The 23,623-nt window shown below is 63.8% G+C and carries 23 protein-coding genes; 10 read left to right on the forward strand and 13 right to left on the reverse strand.

The features are described from left to right. Positions 1-348: 348 nt before the first annotated feature. Complete coding sequence (locus AC5RT4_RS16810) at positions 349-1,173, forward strand: alpha/beta fold hydrolase (RefSeq protein WP_494106506.1); 825 nt, start codon at positions 349-351, stop codon at positions 1,171-1,173. 170 nt (positions 1,174-1,343) lie between these two features. On the opposite strand, the gene AC5RT4_RS16815 is transcribed toward AC5RT4_RS16810, so the two are convergent. Then, positions 1,344-3,263, reverse strand: coding sequence for a fibronectin type III domain-containing protein (locus AC5RT4_RS16815; RefSeq protein ID WP_494040233.1), 1,920 nt, complete (start codon positions 3,261-3,263; stop codon positions 1,344-1,346). 473 nt (positions 3,264-3,736) lie between these two features. Here AC5RT4_RS16815 and AC5RT4_RS16820 point away from each other — a divergent pair, with 473 nt between their 5' ends. Beyond that, positions 3,737-4,912 (forward strand): aminotransferase class V-fold PLP-dependent enzyme, encoded by a 1,176-nt coding sequence (locus AC5RT4_RS16820; RefSeq protein WP_494106507.1) that lies wholly within the window; start codon positions 3,737-3,739, stop codon positions 4,910-4,912. Positions 4,913-4,985: 73 nt separating this feature from the next. On the opposite strand, the gene AC5RT4_RS16825 is transcribed toward AC5RT4_RS16820, so the two are convergent. Beyond that, complete coding sequence (locus AC5RT4_RS16825) at positions 4,986-6,197, reverse strand: NAD-dependent epimerase/dehydratase family protein (protein ID WP_494106508.1); 1,212 nt, start codon at positions 6,195-6,197, stop codon at positions 4,986-4,988. 210 nt (positions 6,198-6,407) lie between these two features. Beyond that, a complete protein-coding gene (locus AC5RT4_RS16830) occupies positions 6,408-7,088 on the reverse strand; it encodes a TetR/AcrR family transcriptional regulator (RefSeq protein ID WP_494106509.1) in 681 nt (226 codons plus the stop codon). 138 nt (positions 7,089-7,226) lie between these two features. Here AC5RT4_RS16830 and AC5RT4_RS16835 point away from each other — a divergent pair, with 138 nt between their 5' ends. Beyond that, positions 7,227-8,612 carry a flavin monoamine oxidase family protein gene (locus AC5RT4_RS16835; protein WP_494106510.1) on the forward strand — a complete coding sequence of 462 codons (1,386 nt, stop codon included), beginning with the start codon at positions 7,227-7,229 and terminating at the stop codon, positions 8,610-8,612. Positions 8,613-8,720: 108 nt separating this feature from the next. Beyond that, entirely contained in the window at positions 8,721-9,203 is a 483-nt protein-coding gene (locus AC5RT4_RS16840; RefSeq protein WP_494106511.1) for a pyridoxamine 5'-phosphate oxidase family protein, read from the forward strand. On the opposite strand, the gene AC5RT4_RS16845 is transcribed toward AC5RT4_RS16840, so the two are convergent. After that, on the reverse strand, positions 9,204-9,803 hold the full coding sequence (locus AC5RT4_RS16845; protein WP_494106512.1) for a DUF6919 domain-containing protein: 600 nt from the start codon (positions 9,801-9,803) through the stop codon (positions 9,204-9,206). A 73-nt stretch (positions 9,804-9,876) separates the two neighbouring features. Beyond that, entirely contained in the window at positions 9,877-10,476 is a 600-nt protein-coding gene (locus AC5RT4_RS16850) for a hypothetical protein (RefSeq protein WP_494040240.1), read from the reverse strand. A 153-nt stretch (positions 10,477-10,629) separates the two neighbouring features. Here AC5RT4_RS16850 and AC5RT4_RS16855 point away from each other — a divergent pair, with 153 nt between their 5' ends. Continuing rightward, positions 10,630-11,010: a VOC family protein gene (locus AC5RT4_RS16855; RefSeq protein WP_494106513.1), complete on the forward strand. Its 381-nt coding sequence runs from the start codon at positions 10,630-10,632 to the stop codon at positions 11,008-11,010. A gap of 12 nt (positions 11,011-11,022) precedes the next feature. Here the strand turns inward: AC5RT4_RS16855 and AC5RT4_RS16860 are convergent, their stop codons facing one another. Beyond that, positions 11,023-11,427: a DUF5997 family protein gene (locus tag AC5RT4_RS16860; protein ID WP_494106514.1), complete on the reverse strand. Its 405-nt coding sequence runs from the start codon at positions 11,425-11,427 to the stop codon at positions 11,023-11,025. On the opposite strand from AC5RT4_RS16860, the gene AC5RT4_RS16865 reads away from it, so the two are divergent. Next, positions 11,390-12,226, forward strand: coding sequence for a LysR substrate-binding domain-containing protein (locus tag AC5RT4_RS16865; protein ID WP_494106515.1), 837 nt, complete (start codon positions 11,390-11,392; stop codon positions 12,224-12,226). The genes AC5RT4_RS16860 and AC5RT4_RS16865 overlap by 38 nt on opposite strands. Positions 12,227-12,293: 67 nt before the next feature. Here the strand turns inward: AC5RT4_RS16865 and AC5RT4_RS16870 are convergent, their stop codons facing one another. From AC5RT4_RS16870 to AC5RT4_RS16880, 3 genes are read right to left on the reverse strand one after another with little or no spacing between them, the layout of a single operon-like run. Then, positions 12,294-13,034: a DUF3618 domain-containing protein gene (locus AC5RT4_RS16870; RefSeq protein ID WP_494106516.1), complete on the reverse strand. Its 741-nt coding sequence runs from the start codon at positions 13,032-13,034 to the stop codon at positions 12,294-12,296. Further along, entirely contained in the window at positions 13,031-13,462 is a 432-nt protein-coding gene (locus tag AC5RT4_RS16875) for a phage holin family protein (protein WP_494040245.1), read from the reverse strand. Before AC5RT4_RS16875 ends, AC5RT4_RS16870 begins: the two co-directional genes overlap by 4 nt. After that, complete coding sequence (locus AC5RT4_RS16880; RefSeq protein ID WP_494040246.1) at positions 13,459-14,280, reverse strand: hypothetical protein; 822 nt, start codon at positions 14,278-14,280, stop codon at positions 13,459-13,461. Before AC5RT4_RS16880 ends, AC5RT4_RS16875 begins: the two co-directional genes overlap by 4 nt. Positions 14,281-14,550: 270 nt before the next feature. Between AC5RT4_RS16880 and AC5RT4_RS16885 the strand changes: the two genes are divergently transcribed. Next, positions 14,551-15,081 carry a MarR family winged helix-turn-helix transcriptional regulator gene (locus AC5RT4_RS16885; RefSeq protein WP_494040247.1) on the forward strand — a complete coding sequence of 177 codons (531 nt, stop codon included), beginning with the start codon at positions 14,551-14,553 and terminating at the stop codon, positions 15,079-15,081. A gap of 49 nt (positions 15,082-15,130) precedes the next feature. Here AC5RT4_RS16885 and AC5RT4_RS16890 read toward each other — a convergent pair whose 3' ends face one another. The 3 genes from AC5RT4_RS16890 to AC5RT4_RS16900 all read right to left on the reverse strand — a co-directional run bounded on the left by AC5RT4_RS16890 (position 15,131) and on the right by AC5RT4_RS16900 (position 17,126). Further along, the gene (locus AC5RT4_RS16890) at positions 15,131-15,433 is read right to left on the reverse strand and encodes a hypothetical protein (protein WP_494040248.1); all 303 of its coding nucleotides are present in this window, start codon (positions 15,431-15,433) and stop codon (positions 15,131-15,133) included. Positions 15,434-15,466: 33 nt separating this feature from the next. Further along, positions 15,467-16,603, reverse strand: a complete 1,137-nt coding sequence (locus tag AC5RT4_RS16895) for a baeRF2 domain-containing protein (RefSeq protein WP_494106517.1) — start codon at positions 16,601-16,603, stop codon at positions 15,467-15,469. Between the two features lie 187 nt (positions 16,604-16,790). After that, a complete protein-coding gene (locus AC5RT4_RS16900; protein ID WP_494106518.1) occupies positions 16,791-17,126 on the reverse strand; it encodes a hypothetical protein in 336 nt (111 codons plus the stop codon). Between the two features lie 53 nt (positions 17,127-17,179). On the opposite strand from AC5RT4_RS16900, the gene AC5RT4_RS16905 reads away from it, so the two are divergent. Together AC5RT4_RS16905 and AC5RT4_RS16910 are read left to right on the forward strand one after the other, a co-directional pair. Continuing rightward, complete coding sequence (locus AC5RT4_RS16905) at positions 17,180-18,841, forward strand: 5-oxoprolinase subunit B/C family protein (protein WP_494106519.1); 1,662 nt, start codon at positions 17,180-17,182, stop codon at positions 18,839-18,841. 34 nt (positions 18,842-18,875) lie between these two features. Beyond that, a complete protein-coding gene (locus AC5RT4_RS16910) occupies positions 18,876-19,712 on the forward strand; it encodes an alpha/beta fold hydrolase (protein ID WP_494106520.1) in 837 nt (278 codons plus the stop codon). 49 nt (positions 19,713-19,761) lie between these two features. Here AC5RT4_RS16910 and AC5RT4_RS16915 read toward each other — a convergent pair whose 3' ends face one another. Beyond that, positions 19,762-21,018 carry a D-arabinono-1,4-lactone oxidase gene (locus tag AC5RT4_RS16915; RefSeq protein ID WP_494106521.1) on the reverse strand — a complete coding sequence of 419 codons (1,257 nt, stop codon included), beginning with the start codon at positions 21,016-21,018 and terminating at the stop codon, positions 19,762-19,764. Positions 21,019-21,391: 373 nt separating this feature from the next. Between AC5RT4_RS16915 and treS the strand changes: the two genes are divergently transcribed. Then, positions 21,392-23,590, forward strand: coding sequence for a maltose alpha-D-glucosyltransferase (treS, locus tag AC5RT4_RS16920; protein ID WP_494106545.1), 2,199 nt, complete (start codon positions 21,392-21,394; stop codon positions 23,588-23,590). Positions 23,591-23,623: the final 33 nt, after the last annotated feature.

A 23,623-nucleotide genomic window follows, 5' to 3' on the forward strand; every position in this document is an offset into this window, starting at 1 on the left:
GGAGACTCGGCTACCTCAGCCCCGACGAATACCTCGCTCACAACCTCGCCAGCGCGTAACGTTTAATTAGGAGTCCAACATTTAGGGACCAGTCCAGGAAGCCATTGGTGTTTTCGTTGCTGCCGCCTGACAAGGTGAATGTGGGTCGCAGAAGTAGATCGCCCAAGGCGAGCAACAACATCCTGATCCCCATCATGGTTCCTGTTGCAGGAGTCGCAGAATCCATGCCGGACGCAACGGTCTGAATCGACCCACCTTAGAGGTCATAGTGGAAGGAGCCCTAGGATTCTCGATTTCCCGTCGATAGTCTGGAACAGGACGCCACCGTACGCGAGGGTCAGGGAGAACGTGATCGAAGCAGCTGCTGCGGTAATCGGCCGAAACAATGTCACCATACTCGGCCGGGATGATGGGCCTGTGATGATGTTTGCCCACGGTTTCGGCTGTGACCAGGCCATGTGGCGGAAGCTGCTGCCCTATTTCGTTGATGATTACCGGCTGGTGCTTTTTGATCATGTTGGTGCAGGACACTCCGACATCAGCGCCTACGACTGGGAGAAGTACGGTTCCCTGAATGGGTACGCGTCGGACCTGCTGGAGATTTGCGCCGCGCTTGACCTTGAGGACGTCATCCTGGTGGGCCACAGTGTCAGTACGATGATCGCCGTGATCGCCGCTGTGCAGGAACCCAACCGTTTCTCCCATCTGGTCCTCCTTGCTCCTTCACCCCGTCACACGGATGACCCATACGACGGCTACATCGGCGGGTTTTCGCGGGAAGACATCGAGGGCCTGCTGGCATCTCTGGACAGCAACTATTTCGCCTGGGCAGCTGCCTTGGCGCCCCTGGTTATGGGCAACCCGCAGGAACCGGAATTAGCGGAGGACCTGCGCGTGAGCTTCTGCCGGACGAATCCGGCCATCGCACGGCACTTCGCCGGAGTAACGTTCTTTTCCGACACCCGCCCTGAACTGAAAAATTTACACACCCGCTCCCTGATTCTGCAGTGCTCCAATGATCGGCTTGCCCCGCCGGAAGTGGGCGCTTACCTGCACCAGAACCTGGAACACAGCACCCTAGTGCAACTTCAGGCCACCGGGCACTGTCCGCATGTCAGCGCGCCGGAGGAAACAGCCCGGGCGATCCTGCACTACCTCCACACCCGCTCGTAACAGAGCCGCCGGCAGACGCTGCGGCAGCCAGGTTCGGCCGGGATTCGCTGATTTTGGCGAGCCGGCCGGGCGGCCTTCTAACATGGAACTGCTCCCCGTAAGCCTGAACTGAATTTCAGTCCGGCTTTCGGGGAGCAGTTTAACAATGCGGTCCTACTTGGCGGAGTCGCCTACCTTGAACTGGCGGATCCCGTGACGGATCCGCCCGCGGAAGACGTCACCTTGACGGTCGACGTGAATCCCGCGTTCGAGTTACGGCCGCGGATGGTCCAGGTGCCGTCCGCGGCGACCGTTGCAGTGCCGATCACCACACCGCTGGCGTTGGTGGCCGTGATCGTATTGCCGGTGGTGATGCTGGCGCTTCCGGCAACGCGCCATTCCCGCTTGTCAGCGCGGAACTCAGCCGTGGCAGTGAGCTGGTCCGCGGGAGTGACGGTGGCCGAAGCGCCGGTCCCGAAGGTTGCCGGAGCGCTATCGCCTGCTGCGCTGGCAGCGACCAGCTTGAGGGTGTACGTGGTGCCATTGGCCAGCCCGTTCAGCACTGCGCTGCGCGCTGCCGCGTCTGTCTTTACCTCAACCGGTGTTCCTCCAGCCGGAGTGGCCGTCAGGACGTAACCGGTCACCGGCGTATTGCCTGCGGCTGCACCCTGCCATTCCACAGTCGCGCTGCCGTTGCCCGTGGTCACCCGCACGACGTTCGGGGCGGCCGGGGCAGTCAGTGCCCCTGCCTTGACGGAGAAGACCACCGGTTCGGCTGTGGTTTTACCCGCACTGCTGTTAGCAGTGACGATGAAGCTGTACTCCGCTCCAGGGGTCAGCCCTTCGAGCCTGGCTGAAGTGGCGCCGCTTCCTGCCTCAGCCGCAGCGACTGCCACACCTCCGGACAGCGCCTCAACGGTGTACCCGGTTACAGCCGCACCGTTGGCAGCGGCCGCAGTCCAGGTGACATCCGCTGAACCAAGCAGGGAACCGTCTTTTACGGCCACGCTGCCCGGAGCTGTGGGTGCGGTGGCCTGGGGAGGCAGCTCAGCGGACGTCACGGTAACCGTGCCGGCCCCCGCAGGGATGCTTGCCTGTCCGTTCAATGCAACTACTTTGACCGGGTACGCCTGGCCGTCCACCAGGCCGCGGATGGTTGCGCTTGTTGCTTCGGCTCCGACCTTGATGCTTACTTCCTGGCCCAGAACCGTGTCCTCGGCGATTACCTCGTAGCCGGTGATGGCCGGAGCGTCCGCGGGAACAGTGGCGGGTGACCAGGTGGCGGTGACGCTGTTCTTTCCTGCCGTGCTGGCGAACGCCTCAGTTGGCTGGTTGGGTGCCTGCCCGGAGGGCCCCGCGGGGCATCCGCCGAAGCCCGGGCCGTCAATTTCCTTGAACTCGGAGATGGTCAGGCCTAGCTGGGCTTCAACACCAACCGGTTCTGCCTGCCAGCTGGCCACGGACGGGTCACCGGCAAGAGCTTCGTCCCGCTCGGCTGCCGAGAAGAACCCATACGTCACGGTGAACTCGCCGTTTGCCGCGTTACCTTCGACCCTGTAGCCGGCAGGTACCCCATCGTCCGGCCAGCCAATTGCCCGCTCGCCAATGCCCATGTCCCTCATGTCAGGGTTGACGATTTCCACGGCCATGCGGGCGATGTCGACGTCTGCGCCGTATTTGCCCTTGACCACAATTTTGCCCTCGACGTCACCGGCGGTGTCCGGAGTGTGCGTGCCGTCGACAGCATCAACTGAGGTGATAACGGCCGTGCCTGCCAGCGCTCCGTCGCTGCTGCCGTCCTCAAACTCCACGGTGACCTCGTCACCTCCGGTGATGTTGGGGGTGACCACATCCCAGCAGGAACCTCCCGGGTGATTGACCTCAAGGAAGCCCGTGGCATCGACCACGCCGCGTGCGACCCCGATGAGGGTTCCGCCCCGGGTTACGCGGATGGTTGCGTCCTGTCCCGCCTGGGCAGCGTATCCCTCTATGGCGACCATGTCGCGCTTGGTAAAAATTTCAATGTTGCCGGGGCCAACGGGAGGGTTCGCCGCCATTACAGCGGACGTACCAACTCCCACCAGTGCCAGCGTGGTGGTTCCTGCAAGCAAGCCCGTGATACGTCTGCGTGAGGACGAGTTACCAGGCGTACCGGGAGAAACGTGCCTTAGAAAGCTCATTCGAGTCCCTTTCCTAAGCGGAGCGCTCAGGCCCCGAAATAGTTCAGCCGCAGATCGGACGCCTGCGAGGTAACAACCACTCTTATGAACCCGAGTTGGAGAAACGCTGGAATCCCAGGTTGCAAAAACCTTGTCGAATGCCTGATCCGGGGGTGCAGAAATTCATCAACACCAGCGGTCGGGGGATACCTTATGGAAAGTTGGGGCAGACAGGGCGACCCAGGACACCGATCGTGGATGCTGCCGCTGTTTTGCAGCCCGCATTGGTTTCGAGTAGCACGTAAAACTGCGTCCTGCAGTGGCAAGTTTTCGAGTACCCACTACTCGTGACGGTGCCCGTGAGGAATTGGTAGTTTGGCGCCACTTATCGCATTTTCGCCAAAGTGCCAGTCCGGGAGGCAGTCATGCCGTACACTACAGCCCACGCCATCACGCCGCCGGTAGTAGAGGTGGACGCGCTCCAGGTCCCGGTCCGCAGCGAGATGACGCCCCTGTCCGAAAAAATCATCTTCAATTATGCGACCGTCGCGCCGATGAGCCGGACCGCTTACGAAGCCGCGCGCACTTGCATGGCCGATTTTTACCAGTACGGGCCGCCGGAGGTGCTTTACCGTTACGACTCACTGGCAGACGACGTGGCTACTGAAGCTGCCCGCCTACTCAACTGCGTGCCCGATGAAATCACGTATTTGAAAAATACGAGCGAGGGCATCATTATGGCGAGCGAGGCGCTCCCCCTGATGCGGGGGGACGAGGTGTTGGTGCTCGGAAACGAATATCCTGCCAACCTTCTTCCCTGGCTGCGCAAGCGGCAAGACGGCGTCACGGTCAAGGTCATAACCGGCTGCGACAGTGAAGGGGCCTTTCTGCGGTTGCTCGAAAGCATCGGCCCGCAGACCAAGGCCATAAGCATGTCCTCGGCCCAACGGTACGACGGGTTTATGCCGGACCTGACGTTGCTGTCAGGAGTGTGCCGTGAAATGGGCATCTTCCTGGTCATCGACGCTGTCCAGCACATCGGTGCGCGTACGTTGGATTTAGCCACGACGCCAGTGGACATAGTGGTGTGCGGCGGCCAAAAGTATCTGCGCGCCGGCATGGGCATCGGCTTCATGTACGTCAACAGGAGCCTCATGCCCGCCCTGCGGGACGGCAAGGTGGGCATCCGCAGCACCGAGCATTTCGATGAGGATTCGTATGTGCTGAAAAATACGGCGGCCCGCTTTCAGGACGGTACGCAGAACATCACGGGATTAGCGGCGCTCCACGCGGCGCTCCGGGAGATCAATACCGTTGGCATGGACTGCATCGAGCAGAAAAACCTTGAGATTCTTATGGGGATCAAAGCTATTCTTCACGAGAACATGATTGATTTCATCGACCACGGCACGCGCCAGAGCAACATCGTCTCGATACCCACCCCTGATCCGGACTCCTTATTCAAGTTCCTGATGAATCGCGGCATCTACGTCAAAGCCGTTCAGGACGTGGCCCGGTTGTCATTCTTCCATGAGTCCACGCTCGAGGACGTCGGAGTCCTTGCCCGGAGTACCCGTGAATTCCTCAACGGTTGCCGTTAGGGCTGGAAAAGCCGCAATAAATTCAATTCCGCCCGCCAGGTACACCTGAAACGCCCTCTGAACGCGACTCCGGCTAGTGGGTATTTGTCTCCGTTGCCGACCACTGAACCTCAGGCAGAATGATGGACCTATCGATGTTGTCCTTGTAGCGGCGCGTGAACTCGAGCATGTTTGTCATTTCCGCCTGCAGCCGCGCTTCCTTGTTGGTTTGAGCGGCCTTAATGACCTCATGCAATTCCACCTGGGTTTCACGCTTGCCGGCGGGCTCCTGACGGGGGTTAACCAAATAGTCGATTTTGGTTGTTGGATCGATATCTGCAAGCTTTCGCGCAATTTCCTCAATGCTGAGGCGGTGCGTGTAATTATGCACAATAGTGTGTTCGCCGGGACTAACGTCCAGATCGGCCAATTCGAGGAACTTCTCGGTTGTATCCGCCAGGCTGATCAAACCGGTTTTCTGGCTGCCGTCGCCATAGACCGTGAGAGGGTGGCCTATGGCCATCTGGCAGACGAATCGGTTGAAGACAGTGCCGAAAACGGCATCGTAGTTGAACCGGGCCGCCAGGCCGCTGGACTCCTTCGGGTGATTCTCCGGAATCGTCGCACCAAAAATTGTCGCTTGCTGGACGGTGATGACCTTCAGGTCCCACATCTGGGAGCAGAGGTCATCAATCAACAGGTCGGCAATTTTTGACTGGTGGTAGAAGTCCGTTGCCTGCATCGGAATGAAGCCCTGCAGGACCTTGTGCTGCTTGCCCCCATGCTCAAAGGTAAAGTCCTGCTTACCAAGGGGGACATAGTCGGTGTCAGTTGCCATGTAGCAGCCGCCGGAACCCAGTTTGATGTACTTGGTGGCTTTACTGACGTGCGCTATTGCCCAAATCACGTTGAGGTGGCCGACTATATTGTTCGAAAATGTAGCGGCGGCATTCTTGGCGCTACTCATGGAGAAGGGCGCGGAGGGCTGTTGGGCCGCGTTAATGACAACGGCCGGCCGATACTTGGCAATGACGTTCTCTACAGCATCGGAATCCAGAAGTTCGACCTTCTCAAACGACAGGTTCCGTTTATCGAAAATCCGCTCATACTCGGCGATGCGGGCCTGGGGGCTTTTGAGGGGCACCAGGACCTTGGCCCCCGCTTCTTTTTCCCAACGGCGTTTTATGAGGTTATCCACCAAGACAACGTGCCGGCCGGTACGGCTCGCCATGGCCAATCCAAGCGTCCAGCCCAGATATCCGTCGCCGCCAAGAATCATGCAGGTATTGCTGTTGAGCTCATTCACTGTTCAACCCCATCTAAGACGGAGCTTCTGCATTTATGCCATATATACAGATGCTGTAATCAGCGAATTTAGAGGAGTCATTAGCAGAAGTCAATGCTGACCAAAAGTAGCCTGCCGGATAAACGTGCACAGCTTCGCCGTCGCGCCTGGACGCTGCCAGTGATAGCCCTCAACCTTGGAAATGACCGGGAGAGGGCGTATCCATTCGAATCACCCCCGCAGCGCGCCCAGTCCGGAGATCAGCGCTTCCAGTCCCAGTTCGAACGCCACGTCCGCCGAACGCGGGCCCCCGGAAGCACTCCGCACCGCCGCTGTGAAGTTCGGAGTTGACTCCGCCATCGACCCCGAGTCAAAGATGTCCTCCGGCGCCGTGACGTCATACGCGGAACCGAAGATGAAGGACTCAAGCGCCACGATGGACGAGACGACCCGGGACTCGGGGAACCCGGCGTCGAGGAAGCCTTTGCTCACGGTCTCGTACATTGCCAATGTCTGCGGCGCGTCTGTCACCGGAAGGACGGCGATTACCGGAATCAATGGGGTGTGTTCGGCGAAGACATTGCGGTAACTCCATGCCCACCGTCGGACGGCGTCCTCCCACGGCGCGGCGCCAAAATCGGAAACGTCCACCAGGGAGGTGAGGTGGTCCTCCACCAAGAGCAGGACGTCCCGTTTCGAGGCTACATGGTTGTAGAGGGCCGACGGCGCCACATCGAGTTCCTTGGCCAGGCCCGCCATGGTCAGTCCGTCATAGCCCTTACGGTTGATCAGCTCCAGTGCGGCCGCGGTGATGCCCGCCTTATCCAGCAGCGCTGCCGAGGGCCGCCCCGCACGCCTTCTTGCGCCGGCTTTTCCGGCGGCGCGTCCCTGTACGGCTGGTACTGCCGGCATTCTTGGCCTTCCTCTGGTGGTCTCCAGCATTATTCCACCCGGCACTTCCGGTCCCGGCCCCCAGAAGCTATAGTTCTAATAAATGAATGCCGTTCATTTATTAGCTCCCGATACGGAAGGGAGCGCAGAGAGGACATCATGCTGAACCTGAACCGCGACGTCGTTGTCGTCGGAGCCGGGCCTTCCGGACTCACCGCAGCCCGGGAACTAAAAAGGGCGGGACTGACCGTCGCCGTCCTCGAAGCGAGGGACCGCGTCGGCGGCCGCACCTGGACCGACACCGTGGACGGCGCCATGCTGGAGATTGGCGGCCAGTGGGTTTCCCCGGACCAGACCGTACTCCTGGACCTCCTCCAGGAACTGGGCCTGAAGACCTACCCGAGGTACCGCCAAGGCGATTCGATGTACATCGGCAACGACGGCGTCCCCGTCCGTTACTCCGGCGACTCCTTCCCGGTGGACGCGGAGACTCAAGCCGACATGGACAAGCTCACCGCACTGCTGGACGGACTTGCCGCAGAAATCGGCCCCACCGAACCCTGGGCCCACCCCAAGGCACGGGAACTGGACACCATCTCCTTCCATCACTGGCTCCGGCAGCACTCCGCCAACGAAGAAGCCTGCAACAACGTTGGCCTGTTCATCGCCGGCGGCATGCTCACCAAGCCCGCCCACGCGTTCTCCGCCCTGCAGGCAGTGCTAATGGCCGCCTCCGCCGGCTCCTTTACCCACCTCACGGACGAGGACTTCATCCTCGACCGCCGGGTAGTGGGCGGCATGCAGCAGGTCTCCCTGCTGCTCGGGCAGGAACTGGCTGACGACGTCGTCGTCAACTCCCCGGTGCGCACCATCAACTGGGAACCTGACGCCGACGGCGGGCACCGCGTCAGCGTCATCTCCGATAGGGCCACTGTCAACGCCCGCTTCGTGATCATGGCCGTGCCGCCCAACCTCTATTCGCGTGTGTCGTTCAACCCGCCGCTGCCGCGCCGCCAGCACCAGATGCACCAGCACCAGTCACTTGGCCTGGTCATCAAGGTCCACGCGGTCTACAGCCGCCCGTTCTGGCGGAACTCCGGCCTGTCCGGCACCTGCTTCGGCGCCGGGTCCCTTGTCCAGGAGGTCTACGACAACACCAACTACGGCGACACCCGCGGCACCCTGGTGGGTTTCATTTCGGACGAAAAGGCCGACGCTGTCTTCGAGCTCAGCGCCGAGGAACGCAAGAGCGCCGTCCTGAAGTCAATCGCCGGGTTCCTCGGCGCAGAAGCCCTGGAACCTGTGGTCTACTACGAGTCGGACTGGGGCTCGGAGGAGTGGACCCGCGGAGCCTACGCCGCCAGCTACGACCTCGGCGGACTCCACCGCTACGGCAAGGACCAGCATGCCCCGGTGGGGCCCATCTACTGGTCCTCCTCCGACCTGGCCGCCGAAGGCTACCAGCACGTCGACGGTGCCATCCGGATGGGCCGCCACACGGCTTTCCGCATCCTCGAAGCAGCCAGGGTAGGTGTGCCCGCCTAAGCGCTGTGGGACGCAGGAAAAGTCCGGCGGGGTGGATTCTAAGCATGCTTACTATTAGGCTGGATTGCATTGGGGAGCGTCCCCGCACGCAGACGAACGAGGTGAAATATGACTGACGCCGAGAGCATCAGCAAGGTCACGGACATCATTAACGATTCCCACATCGGAATGCTGACCACCGTCAACGAAGAAGGCGCGCTCGTCAGCCGCCCGCTGGCCGTCCAGGATGTCAAGGACGACGGCGACATGTGGTTCTTCACGGGCCTTGGCACTTCACAGGTTGCCCACGTCCGGGCTGACCCGCGCGTGAACGTCTCCTTCGGAAAAAACACCGAATGGGTGTCGGTGGCAGGGACCGCCGAGGTGGTTACGGACCGGGAAAAGGTCCGCGAGCTGTGGAACCAGGCGGTTGAAGCATGGTTCCCGGACGGTCCCGACACCCCTGAGGTATGCCTGCTGCGCATCGATTCCGACTCCGCCGAGTACTGGACCAGCCCGGGCGGCACGGCCGCGACGGTCTTGCAGTGGGTCAAGTCCAAGGTCACCCACAGCCGGATGAGCGTGGGCGAAAGCGGCACCGTCGAACTGTAGCTACGAGCCGTTCAGGGCGCCGAGGACGGCGGGCAGCAGCACGTCATCCCGGCCCCAGAACGGGTCCAGGATCTCGACGTACCAGGAATCGGCCAGCAGCAGCGCCAGCGTATCGTTGGTTTCGTCGGCCCAGTCCTGAATCTGTTCCTCCGTGACGGGGTTCTCGCTGGACCCAAGGACTGTCACCACCTCGCCGCCATCCACCGTCACGGGGATGGCGGCGTTGCTGGACTCGCCGGGGGAGTGGACCACGGTGACGAGTTCTGACCGGGTGGAGAGGGCCAGAAGTTGGGCGGCCACCTCCGCACTGCAGAAACCCGTCACGTACTGGCGCTGGGCAAGGCCGGCGGAACGGAGTCCAGGTTGCGATTCCTTGGTGAACAGGCCGTTCCGGTTCAGTTCCGCAAGCGCGACGGCGATCGTCGCGGTCTCGGCGTCGAAGCTGGCCGTGAAGGTGGCTGGCTGAAATTCACTGCGCCCTTCGAGCCAGCGCGCGGTCAGTTCGCCCGCGGCCGCGAGGGTGGTGGCCTGCCGCCAGGCTCCCCGGTCCTCCAGCCGCCTGCCGAACCGGTCGCGGTCTTCTGTTTCTCCAGGCTCCATCCTCGGATGCTACGGGGCTCCGCCGCCGGACTCCAGCGGCCGCGACACAGCAGTTAACGCGCCGGAGGATAACTTAGGGGCCGGCTGCCGGGATTCCTGCCGCGCGTTCAGCTTCCGCGAGGGCACGGCCAAGGCGTTCGACGGCGGGAGGGTACCCCTGCTGTCCCGCGGCCCGGAGCTGCTCCGCCTCCCGCATCGCTTTAATGACGGCGGCCGTCTCCGGCAGCCGAACATCGGTCATCCCGGGGTAGTCAATGCAGTACGCAGGATCCAGCTCGTACCGGCGCCAGCGTTCCAGCAGCACGCCGTGTTCAGCCTGCGCGGCTGTGTGCAGGGGCAGGTACTCCCGGCGCTGCCGGCGAACGGACAGCCAGGCCGCCAGCCTTGGGCTTCCCCGGTAGGCGGCGGCGCCGGCGGCCACGGCCGCGCCGGCGAGGAAGAGTCCCGCCCAGGCGGACGTGAGGGCGGGAATGAGCAGCGCGGGCAGGGCAACAGCCGAGCCGAGGAAGAGGTCCCAAAACAACTGGTCCGAACGCCCAGGTTCTGCCTCCGGCGCGGCCAAAGCCCGCCGTCGTACCAGGAAAACGGTGGCCGCGACACTGGTGACCAGCACAGATCCGCATAACAGAAGGATCCACGCCCCTTGGAACAGGGATTCTGCGACCGCCGCCACGTTGCACCTCCACGTCCACAGGCCCGGCGGGAAACGCCGGGCTGGTCCTTCCATTCCAGCGCCTCACCACGCCACGGTCAATGGCCACGGAAGTCCCAAGCAGGGGAAGCAAAGGGGCTATCCGGCCTGCCCGCCGGGCCGTACCTTGGGACCATGAGACTCAAAATGTGCAGCATCCACGTCCAGGACCCTGCGGCCGCCCATGCCTTCTATACGGAGACTCTCGGCTTTGAGACGCTGATGGCCATGCCCGAGTACAACCTGTTCATCATCAAGGACCCCGGCGCGGACGCAGGATCAGTGGGTCTGCTCCTGGAACCCAGCGACAACCCGATAGCCGCGGACTACATGAACGGGCTGCACAAAGCCGGCCTGCCTGCAATTGTTTTTGGCGTCCCGGACGTTCAGGCGGAGTACGAGCGGCTGGTGAAGTCGGGAGTCAGCTTCAAGAGCGGACCGGCCGAAGACCCCTCCGGAATCAGCGCAGTGTTCGACGACGGCTGCGGCAACTTCATCCAGCTGCACCAGGACTGAGTTTCCGCTGAATTACTCGGCCTGGGCGCGGGCCCGCTTGGCGTCCTTCTTCGCGGATTCTTCCTTCACGCGCTGTGCTTCGGCCCGGACTGCTGCGTGTGTGGCGCGCTCGCTGACCAGCCACGCGGGGGGAGCCTGGAGCAGCGAGGTGATTTCCGCCGTCGTCAACGCTTCCTCCACGCCGCCGCGGGCCAGGCCGCTGATGGACACGTTCAGCTTCTGGGCCACCACGGGCCGGGGGTGCGGGCCATTGCGGCGCAGCTCGGCCAGCCACTCCGGCGGGTTGGCCTGAAGCTCGGCGAACTCGGCGCGGGTGATGGTTGAATCCTGGAACTCCTGCGGTGTTGCGGGCAGGTAGATGCCAAGTTTCTTGGCAACGGTGGCCGGCTTCATGGACTGGGAGTTTGCAGAGGTCATGCTTCAAGGGTATCCGGGCGGACGGTACTGTGAAGACGTGCCCACCGACAACACTCCCCAGACAGACGCCGGTCCTGCAGGCTCTGCCCACCCGGCTGAACCGGACGCCCCCCGCGTGCTCCGCATCGCCTACGTTGCGGGAGTGACCCCCGGCAAGTGGATCCGCCGGTGGGAAGAACGGGTGCAGGACGTTCCCTTGCAGGCATTTATGTCCGACGACGGCGCGCAGGTTGAGGTGCTGCGTGACGGTTCAGCGGACCTCAGCTTCGTCCGCCTCCCGGTGGAGCGCGAAGGCCTGAACGTGATTCCGCTGTATGAGGAGCAACCTGTGGTGGTTGCGCCCAAGGGACACGAGATTTCGGTGTTCGAGGAAGTGGCATTGGAGGACCTGGACCAGGAGGCATTCCTCGATGTTGCCGCGCTGGGTGGCCCGCAGGCTGCGCTGCAGGTGGTGGCCACCGGCGCCGGCCTGGTAAGTCTACCCATGTCAGTGGCCCGGCATTTCAACGTCAAGGACACTGTAGCGAGGCGGCTTACGGGCGCACCCGCCACCGGGATAGCTGTTGCCTGGCCTGTTGATTCCACGGATGAGGTCATCGAGGAATTTATTGGAATTGTCCGCGGGCGTACTGCCCAGAGTTCCCGGCAGCCCTCCGCCCAACCTGTTAAGGCGAAGAAGGAGCCGAAGCCGGACCGGCGTGGCAGCGGTACCAAGAAAGCTCCGAAGGTGGCCCGGCGCTACGCGCCCAACCCGGACAAGGGCCGGGGCAAAGGTTCCCGGAAGAAGGGCAAACGTTAGCACCTGCCCAGGAGACGCAGAAAGGCCGGCTCCATACGGAGCCGGCCTTTCTGGTACCTAAACGTTCTTAGGTGTTTTGGACGTTGGTTTTGGCGTCGGTGGCGCGGTCTTTGACGTCGGTGACGGCGCTTTGGCCTTCGTTTTTGACGTTTTGGGCGGCGTCAGCGGCGGTGGCCTTGACGCTTTGCATGGCTTCCTGGGCTGGTTCCTTCAGGTCCTGGACGACGTCTTTGGCGGCGTCGGTGACCTTTCCGGCCAGGGGTTCGGCAGCGGTTTTGAGCTGCTGGGCCGCTTCGCGTTCTTTTTGGCTGGCCGGGATCAGGGAGGAGATGAGCATCCCGGCGCCGAACGCGATCAGCCCGGCGGCCAGCGGGTTGCCTTGGGCCTGGGCTTTGACCTGTGCCGGGGCGTGGGAGATCGCGGTTCCGGCGTCGGAGAGTTTGGCGCTGACGTTGTCCTTGGCCCCGTGGAGGGTGTCGCCGGTGCTGTGCAGGGCGTTCCCGGTGTGCCCGGTCCCGGAGGAGACCTTGTCCTGGACGGTGGAGGTGGCCGAGGTGACCTTGTCCTGGACGGTGGAGGTGGCCGAGGTGACCTTGTCCTGGACGGTGGAGGTGGCGGTGTCTGCTGCTCCCATGATTTTCTCCTTAGCCCCGCTGACTGCGTCCTTCACGGTGTCTTTGACTTTGTCGGTCTGGCGCTGGACAACGTTGGCCGGGGTGACCTTGTCCGCGACCGCGTCCACGTTGGTGCCGAGGCGCGCACGGGTTTCTTCGATTTCCTGACGGATTGCATCCGGGTTATCGCTCATCGGTTTACCTCACCTGGTTTTAGGGTTGGGGGAATTTCAGAAAGTGTTTCGCCCGTCTGGGGCAGGCCCTGGATCTGTTTGAGTTCCTTGCGGCCGATCGAGGCCAGGACCGCGGCGATGATGCCCCAGATCACGGCGACGATCACAGCGGCCCAGCCCAGCGGCATCAGCGCGCCCAGGGCGAACATCAGCCCCAGGGACAGGAACACCAGGACGAAGTGCCCGGCCACGCCGGCGCCGGCGAGCATCCCGCCGCCCTTGCCTGCCTTCGTGGCGGACTGCTTCAGCTCGGCCTTGGCGAGGGCGACTTCCTGGCGCATCAGGGTGGACAGGTCCCGGGTGACATCACCGAGCAACTCACCCAGGGACGCGTTGTCCGCCTTCACATGCGCCTCACTCGGAGCAGGCTCCGGAATTTGGCTACTCACAGGTGGCGTCCTTCCCTCGTCTGGTAGGGGTCATCCTCGAACCGAAGGGGCGTGTCCTCTGCGGTGCCCGAGGGCAGGGAGGCTGTAGAGACCGGCGCTCCGGCACCTACAACGGGCTCGTCGTAGAGGTCTGTGCTGGTTCCTGCGGCGAACACAGTCTCCTGCCGGAGCGGCGCTGCCTGCGGAACCCCGACCGGCCGTTGGGCCGGGAGGGACTGCGCGGACCCGCTCTGCGAACCGGCAGCTCCGGCGGTGAGCCCACGGGTGAGGCGGCCTGCGAGGATGCCGGCGCCTGCGGCCAGCAGCAGGAAAGTGCCGGGCTTGTTGCGGGCGAAGGTCTGGACCTCGCTCAACAGCGAGGCCGCATCCTTGTTCTCAACCCAGGAAGCAATAGAGGAGGTACGGTCCGCGGCCTGGCGGATCAGGTCACTGGCAATGCCCGGCTGATCCGGGGCATCAGCCATGCTCTGCAGCTGGCTGGAAATGGTGCGGATCCCCTCGGCAGCCTTCTGCTGCTGGGTGCCGGCCTGGCTGGAAAGCCCGGACTTGGCCTGCGACAGCAGATCCTGCGCACTGGACTTCGCCTCGGAAGCGACGTTGGCCACTTCTTCCTTCGCGGTCTGCGCCACACCCTGCGCCGCCGATGCTGCCTGGCCGGCCACATTCGACGCCTCTTCCTTGGCGGCCTGCTTCTTGGAGCTGGTGCCGGAATCCTGAGTGCCTGTGGTGGCGAAGGTGTCTTCAGCGCCAACCTCTGATGCGCCGTACGGATCGGAAACAGCAGGGTTGGGGGTCTGGGGCCATTGGTTCTCTGTCATCATGCTCTCTTTCAGAAAGGCTCAGCTTGCGATCAAGAACCAGCGATGCTGGCTGTCGTTAGTAAGCAGGGTTACTACTTAGATACTAAGCACACTTTCCATTTGGTTTGCAAGGGGTGTGTTTTTGGGCCCGGCATATGGCCTTCCTGATGGAGGCGATAGTAAGCCTACTTGCGAACCGGATGCTAAGCATGCTTATTGTAGGTAGGTAGCGACGCATGAAGGGGTGATGGCACCCGCACTTCGCCACCTACAGGAAGGCCGCGGCCGATGACCAGCAATCTTGATCCGGATGCCCGGAACAGCTACCGCCTTATCACGCTGGCGGCGCGTCTGGTTCAGCGGCGTCAGGATGATGCTCTGGCGCCCCTAGGTTTGACCCGGGCGGCTGTCATAGCGCTGGAAGGGCTGGCCGCCGGGCCACTGAACCAGGAGCAGCTGGCAGAAGTGGTCCGGGTGCAGAGCCAAACCCTGGGCCGGGTGCTCACCCGGCTGGAGGCGTCCGGGCATATCAGCAGGAACCGCCATGCGGCGGACCGCAGGCAATTTAAGGTCGAACTCACCCAGGCCGGCAAGGCAGCACTTGAGGCGGCGCGACAGGCGGAGATTGATGCCTACCCGGATGATCCGGATATCTCCTGGGCGGTCCTGCAGGAGGAGCTGTCGAAATTTATCCGCGCGCTGCCGGCTGGCCGGGATCCGGAAGTGGTTCCCTTCGTTGCCCCCGAGCACAGGAACATGCGCCGCCCCCACGGCGGACGGGCCGCCGGCGTGCGCGGCCTGGACCAGCCGCGTCAGTGACAGCAACGAGGAGGGCGGAGCTGTTCGGCCCCGCCCTCCTCGCTCTTCTCTATTTGTTGTTCTCCTGGTTCCCAGTGGCATCGTTGTTGTCCAACAGCCCCCGCTGGGCAAGGTCTGCGGCAGCTGATGCTTCGGGCGGCAGCGGATCGGTAGCCGGCGGGACATCCCTGGGTGCGTAGTCGGCAAGACCGGCCGCAACGCGCTCCTGGTCCGCTGCTGCTTCGTATACGTCGTCGTCTATGTCTTCCGGCATCTTGCCGTGGCCCGTCCGGGTGGGGTTCGGCAGTGCGTCCTCTTGAGGGATGATGACACCACCGGGGACAGGGTCCTGGTTTTCATTAGAAGTTGCCATGATTCACCTTCCTCGCGCTTGCGTTATTTGCGTTCAGGATGACGGCACCGTTGGGCCGGTGGGCCACCGGAGCAGGGCGGCCACGTTCACGCCGTCCGGCAGGACGGGGCCGGGGACCAGCAGAATCCGGGCGTCGGTGAGCGCAGCGGCCCGGAGCAGGGCTGCCGGTGCGGGGACGCTGCCCAGGACATTGGCGTTCAGCGATTCTTCCTCGGCAGTGGCAATCCACGGCTCTGCGTCAAGTGCCAGCAAGGTCCGTTCCGAGAGGGCGGCGTCGTCCAGAATCAACACGTCCACCTGTGCCTGCTGCAGTGCGTGCACCACTGCGCCGATTCCGGTGGCGGACTCAGGATTCGCCTGGCCCTCCTGCATGGCCAGCCGCTCCATGATGTCCTGCTGTTCGGCGGCCCACTGTTCTGCCACCCGCTGGTTGACCTGGTCCTCGAGGAGGGTTTGGTCGGCACCCGCTGTATGCGTGTGCGAATCCACCATTGACACCAGGGCCTGGCTCGCCTTGGAAAGTTGCTCCTGCACCAGCCTGCGGGCGTGGATATCTCCTGCGAGGACTATCAGCCGGGCACCGCTGCTGCCCACCACCCGGTCGATCTCTTCAGCCACCTGGTCGGCATTGCGGCGCCAGACATCCTCGGTGTGGTGCTGGAAGCGGAGGTGGGCCCAGCCCCCGCCCTGGAACTTGCTGACGTGTTCGCTTTCGCCCTGCACCTCCTGGGTGCTGGCAGGAGCGCCGGCACCGGCGTAATGCAGCCGGATCTCCCCGTGTTCGCGGCTCACTTCGGCCACTACATAGGGAAATTCCTCGGGCCGGTGCTTGATAAGGGGCAGGAGGTCCGGGACGGGATCCACCGAAATGCGCTCTGCCCCTATGCGGTCTCCTGCGAGGACCTCGTTAAGCTCCGCCTTGCCCTGGTGGACCAGGACGAACCTGGAAACGGGGGCGGGAACCCCTGGTTCGGGCTGCAGGGCCTGCGCAATGGCGTCGAGGTCCGCTTCGGTTGCACCCGCAGCTTCCAGCGCGGCCCTGGTGTTGCCGGGCCGGACGTCGGCCGCCTCGAGGGTGTCAACGGTGCCGGTTCCCGCGTCCACGTATGCAGTGCACCAGGGGCCTGCCATCCTGTACAGGTCCGCGTACTCCTTCATGCTGCCGGTCATCGTGCCGCCTCCCCTTTACGGGTGAAGCGCGGAGCTGCAGCGGGTTTAAGGATGTTGGGGTGCGGGTCAGCTTGTTCAGCCATGACGATCTCCTTCGCACGTGATTAGTATCACAGGCTTACTAGTTCGTCAATTCACCGTAGCACCAGGACGCGGCGGCTAAAAGGGGGTGTGGAGGGATCCGCGGTTAGGCTGCGCAGGCATCCTTCAGGGCCTGGACGGACTCCGCCGGCACCTGGTCCCCGGCCTCTGCAATCTGGCCCAGCGGCGTCGTAATTTCTGCCGGGACACCGGCCGTACGGGCAGCTGACACCAGGCCGCCGAGCACCCTCTTGTCCTCCACGCTGACAACACCGTCCTGGATCACCTCGCAAACCTGCCGGTTTACCTCGTCGGCGGCAGCCGTAGCCACCTTTGAGGCGGCGTCGCTGGCAGCATTGCCGGCGGCTTCCTCTACGGCACCGCAGCCGGCAAGCAGCAGCAAGAAGGGGACGGCGGACAGGGCGGCAAGGCGGCGGTTCATGCCTCCAGCCTAGCAATCGCCATCGCCGGCGTTCCGCGTACTATGAGGTTCCTATGGAGCCATCGCCGTCTGCTTCCGGTCCACCGGCTTTCCCCGCCCAGTCCACGGGACTGAAGGTGCTGTCCGTGCGGGCCGTGGGCACGGCCGCGGTCCTCGCCGAGCTTTCCGAACTTCCGGCGGTGCTGGCCCTGCAGGCATTACTGCTGAAGCAGCCGCTGCCAGGCCAGGTGGATGTCCTGGCAGCCGCCGAAACAGTGCTGGTGACGGCGGAATCTGCATGCATGGCCCGGGCTATGCCGGCGCTCCTGCTGGCCTTGGATCTGGCGGTGGAGGCCCGGGCGGAGGGCAGGCTGGTGGACATCGATACTGTGTACGACGGTGAAGACCTCGCCGAGGTGGGCACGCTGACCGGGCTGGGACCGGACGGGGTTGTTGCCGCGCACAGCGGACAGGTATGGACAGTGGCCTTTGGTGGTTTCGCTCCCGGTTTCGGGTACATGGTGGGCGAAAACCAGGTGCTTGAGGTCCCGCGGCAACCCTCGCCCCGGACGGCTGTCCCGGCGGGCTCGGTGGCGCTGGCCGGAATCTATTCCGCGGTGTATCCGCGGCAGTCACCCGGCGGCTGGCAGCTGATCGGCCGAACATCTGCCCGCATGTGGGACCTGGGCCGGGAACAGCCCGCGCTTGCCGCTCCGGGGAACCGGGTCCAGTTCCGGCCCGTCCGGGACCTGATTGAGGTGGCGGCTTGGGCTGCTGCCCCCACCGCTGCTGCCTGGGGCGGGGACGCTGCCGGGAAGGCCACGACCTCAGGGCTGCGCATTCTGTCACCGGGGCTGCAAAGCCTTGTCCAGGACCTCGGCCGCCCCGGGCGTGCCGGCTTGGGGGTTGGTGCTTCCGGCGCCCTGGACCGTTCCTCCTTGCGCCGCGCCAACCGCTTGGTGGGTAACCTGCCGTCGGCCGCGGTGGTGGAAACCGTGGCAGGGGGGTTGGCGGTGCAGGCTGTCGGCGACCTGATCATGGGTGTTACAGGAGCGCCCGGGCAAATCTCTGTCACTGGGCGCCGGGCCAATGAGGACTCCCAGGAAGAGAATTTGTACGTGCAAAGGAATATAACCGTCGCGGAACCTTTTGCGTTGCTTGACGGTGAAGAACTGGTGATCGGCCCACCGGAACGGGGATTCCGAAGCTACCTTGCCGTCCGTGGTGGCATCGAGGTGGAGCAAGTCCTTGGTAGCCGTTCCACCGACACATTGTCCGGCCTCGGTCCCGCTCCGCTGAGGGCAGGAGACGTCGTCCCTGCCGGCAACGCCACCGTGTCCCAGGCCGTCAGCAGTCCGGAGCTGCAACCCGATTTCCCGGGTCAGGGTGTGACCGTGCTCGATGTGGTGCCCGGGCCGCGGGAGGACTGGTTCGACGCCGCCGAGGTGGAATCGTTCTATAGCCAGGAGTGGGAGGTCACTCCGCGGTCCAACAGGGTGGGGATGCGGCTGGCGGGCAATGCGCTTCAACGGAGCCGGGAGGGAGAGCTGCCCAGCGAAGGTACCGTGTCCGGCGCCCTCCAGGTTCCGCCGGAGGGCATGCCGGTCCTGTTCCTTGCCGATCACCCTGTCAGCGGGGGATACCCCGTCATTGGCGTGGTGGTGGACCACCAGCTGGATCTCGCGGGGCAGGTCCCCATCGGTGCCCGCATCCGGTTCCGCCGGGTGGAAACCTGAGGCTGGGATGGCCCGACAACGGACGGAGGACCAGATGTCTGAGCAAGTGACGGCAGCGCCCGATACAGGGTTTGCCCCGGTCAACGGACTGCAGTTGTACTACGAGCTGCACGGGGCCGGCGGCACGCCGCTGCTGCTCCTGCACGGCGGGCTGTTCGACATCGAGCAGCAATTCGGTGCGTTGCTGCCGGGCTTATCGGAAGGCCGCAGGGTTATCGCCACGGACTTTCAGGGTCACGGCCGGACCAACGACACCGACCGACCACTGAACACCCGCGACCTGGCCTCCGATGTCCTCGGACTCCTGGATTACCTGGACGTCCCGCAGGTGGACGTTTTCGGCTTCAGCGTCGGGGGAGCGGTGGCGCTGCACCTGGCGGTTAACCACCCGGAACGCGTCCGCAAACTTATCGCATCGTCCGTGTCCTTCCGGCCCGAGGGCGACAGGGGGGAAAACGCCGGAGAAGTGTCCTCGATGACGGTCGACATGATCGCCGGCACCCCGATGGAACAACGCTACCTGGCCGTTTCTCCCCATCCGGACCGCGAGCACCTGCAGGGGCTGTTGGACAAGCTCGGTGGCTACGATGCCGGCGCCAGCGGATGGAGTGACGACGAGATCCGCGGCATCACCGCTCCGACCCTGATCACGGTTGGTGATTGCGACATGGTTAAGCTCGAGCACGCTGTGCGGTTCCTGCAGCTGCGCGGGGGAGATGTGAACGGCGACTTTGAGGGCGTGCCGGCGTCCCAGCTGGCGGTTTTTCCCGGTACGACACATTTTTTCGGGCTCTCCAGGACGGCTTTGGTGCTGGACGTAGTCACCACGTTCCTGGACGGGCCGCTGCCTGCGGGCTGGCAGGACCAGTAATCAACCCAAGGGCCCGACGGCGGGTGGACGCCCGCCGTCGGACCCTTTGTCAGCGGGCGCTAGCAGCCGGGACGCTGAGGATCGTATCGAGCAGGCCGTTGCGGAACTTGCCCTCGGGATCATGCCCGGCGGCGATTGTGCGGAAGTCGGCGAAGCGGGGGTACAGCGTCTCCCAGTCGTGGCCGTCGGGGGAGAAGAGCTTGCCCCAGTGCGGACGGGCGCCAAAGGGCTTGAGCAGGTTCTCGAGTTCCGGGAGGACAGCTTCCACCTCGGCCTGCAGGGGCTTCCAGGTGAAGTGCAGGGCAACGCTTTGCTGCTGGTAGAAGGGGCTCAGCCAGAATTCGTCCGCGGCTCCGGTTCGGATTTCCGAGACAAACAGCAGCGGTGCGAGCCGGTCCGCAAGGGTGCGGACCGCTTGCAGGGCTGCCGGCGCGTGCTTCAGCGGCAGGATGAATTCGCTCTGGAGTTCCTCGCCCTTGCTCGGGGTGAACTCGTGCCGGAAGTGCGGCAACCGGTCCAGCCACTGCCCCGGCTCATCAAGCTGGATGGTGCAGTTCTCGGCTGACATGTCAGGCAGCGGGTGCCTGGCCCGCCGGGCGGCAGTGGCGCCGTACAGTTCTTCCAACGCGGGCTGCGAGTCCAGCGCCTTGAGCCACACCTGGCTGATCGTGTCACCGGCGTAGTCCGTAAAAAGGCTCACGCTGTACGCGCTGGACATGAGTTCCGGGAAGTCCGCCAGCGCCCGGTCCCACGGCAGGTTCTCCAGGACCCGCTGGCGCATGCAAAAACTGGGTTGCACGGCCAATTCGAGCCCGGTAACAATCCCCAACGCGCCCAGTCCCACCACACTGGCCAGGAACTCGTCGCCGTCCCCGCGCGAAAGCGTGACCGATTCGCCCGAGGGCCGGACCAGATCCAGGGACTGCACCGCTTCGGCCAGCGACGGATTGTTTACTCCCGAGCCGTGGGTTCCCGTCTGCACGGCACCTGCCACGGAGATATGAGGCAGTGATGCCAGGTTGTGAATGGCGAACCCCGACTGCTCAAGGGTGCGGCACAGGGTGCCGTAGCTGACGCCTCCACTGACCTTCACGGTGTTGTTCCCGGGATTCAGCCTGATGTCACGGGGCAGGGCATCAAGCAGCACGTGCACGCCGTCAGTGTCGCCCACGCGGTTGAAGGAGTGGCGTGATCCCAAAGCCTTGACCCGGCCCGCCCGCTGCACAATACGTGCCAGCTCCGCCACAGACTCCGGCCGTTCAACGGCGGCGGAGGAGTATTCGAGGTTTCCTGCCCAGTTCTTCAACTAAATCAACTTCCGGTGGGGATGGGTGACGGCCTCCTCAACTGTCAGCGCTCACAACCGGCAAGTCAAGACGCTCGCCGCCGGCTGTGCGCAGGCCCGTGCAACACGTTTGACGGTTCCGTTGCGTCCGGTGCATGTCCATGGGCCTTCCCGGGTACGGACTCCCTAAGCCGCCGCTCACCGAAATTCATCGCCCGCCGCCGTTCGGCCGGGGGTTGAATCATGGCAGAGTGGAATGAAGTCGAGTTGAGGGAGGAACTCAGTGTCTGAACTGGGAAAAGCTACCGCCAGTGTCTCTGAGGGGGATGCAGTGGAGCCAGCGGAGGAGGCCGGCGGTGTGACTGAATTGGAGGCGGCCGAAGCTGCAGAGCTCATGGAGGCCCACGAGGCGCCGGAAATCACCTTCGATGAGAAGTTCTACCCTGCACGTCCCAAGGCGCTGCGGCCTGTGGCCCGCCGCCGGCAGTACTTTGCCAATGCGCCGTCGCTGGAACTCGACGGTCTCAACAAGACGTATGTGGAGTGGCTGCGGAACCAGGCCATGCTTGGCGACGCCAACGTCATGGCGCGGCAGCTGTCAGGGCAGGCGAGCATGTGGCAGCACTCCTTCGCGCACCCCAACCCCCGGTCCGCCGTCGAACGCGCCTCGGTCTGGTTCACAGCCTATCCGCTGTCCTTCATGACGACGCCGGGACAATCCTTCCTGGGGGCGCTCGGCGACCCGGAACTGTGGAAGACCTTCCGTGAGATCGGCATCCGCGCCATCCACACCGGGCCGGTGAAAAAGGCCGGCGGGCTGCAGGGGTGGGCAGAGACGCCCAGCGTAGACGGCCACTTCGACCGCATCAGCATGGCCATCGACCCGCTGTTCGGCTCGGAGGACGAGTTCCGCCGGATGTGCGAGGTGGCCGGCGAACATGACGGCACCATCATCGATGACATCGTTCCGGGACACACCGGCAAGGGCGCAGACTTCCGCCTCGCCGAGATGAACTACCGGGACTATCCCGGGATTTACCACATGATCGACATTCCCGAATCGGACTGGCACCTGCTGCCGGACGTTCCGCCCGGCGAGGACTCGGTGAACATCAGCCCTGACGCTGAGCAGGCCCTGCAGAAGGCCGGGTACATCATCGGGAAGCTGCAGCGTGTCATCTTCTACGAGCCCGGCGTGAAGGAAACCAACTGGAGCGCCACCCGGGCCATCGTGGATACCACCGGGCAGAAGCGCCGGTGGGTATACCTGCACTACTTCAAGGCGGGGCAGCCCTCCATCAACTGGCTGGATCCAACGTTCTCCGGCATGCGCCTGGTGGTGGGCGACGCGCTGCACTCGCTGCTGGACCTGGGCACCGGTGCGCTGCGGCTGGATGCCAACGGCTTCCTTGGCGTGGAGAAGAGCGCCGAGGAACAGCCCGGCTGGTCTGAAGGACACCCGCTCTCCGAGGCAGCCAACCAGCTCATCGGCAGCATGGTGCGCAAGGTGGGAGGGTTCACGTTCCAGGAGCTGAACCTCACCATCGACGACATCAAGGCGACCTCGGAAACCGGCCCGGATCTGTCCTACGACTTCATCACCCGGCCCGGTTACCACTACGCCCTGGTCACGCAGGACACCGAATTCCTGCGCCTGACCCTGAAGCTGGCGATGGAGATCGGCGTGGACCAGGCGTCTTTGGTGCACGCGCTGCAGAACCACGACGAACTGACCTACGAGCTGGTGCACTTTGCTACCCGGCACAAGGATGACGTCTTTGAGCTGGGTGGTTCCGAGTTGACCGGCACGGAGCTGACCGAACATGTCCAGGAGACGCTGCGGAACGCGCTCACGGGGGAGAACGGCCCGTACAACGCCGTGTTCACCACCAACGGCATCGCCTGCACAACCGTCAGCGTCATCACAGCGGCCCTGGGCATCAAGGACATTTCCGCGCTTACCGACGAGCAGATTGAGACGGTGCGGGAAGCCCACCTGCTCCTGGCCATGTATAACGCGCTCCAGCCTGGGGTCTTCGCGCTCTCCGGCTGGGACATGGTGGGCATGACTACGCTTGACCGGGCGCAGGTCGCAGAACTTACGGCCCAAGGCGATACTCGGTGGATCAACCGGGGTGCGCACGACCTGATGGGCACCAACGCCGAAGCCACCGTCTCGGCGTCGGGAATGCCGCGGGCCCGCAGCCTGTACGGCCCGCTTCCGGAGCAGCTTAAGGACGACCAGTCCTTCGCCCGGCGGCTCCAAAAAATCCTCAAAGTGCGTGAGGAGTGGGGGATTGCCACCAGCCTGCTCCTGGATGTTCCGGACGTTTCACACCGCGGTCTGCTGGTGATGGTGCACCGCCTGGCATCCGGGCAGATTCAGGTGACCGTCCTGAACTTCTCCGGCGAAAGCATCACCGGCAGCGTCCACTCCACCCACCTGGAGGCCGGCGCCCAGGTGCAGGACCTCTTCACCGAGGAGACGGTGGGCCAGGTGGATGACCTGCACAGTTTCTTCATCGAACTTGGTGCGTACCAGGGCACCGCCCTGTTGATCGAGGATCCGGTCAGCGCAGAGGACGACGCGTAGGGTTTATGCGCCACCCGGAGTGGTTCCCGGGTG

The sequence above is a fragment of the Arthrobacter sp. sptzw42 genome, assembly GCF_059089685.1.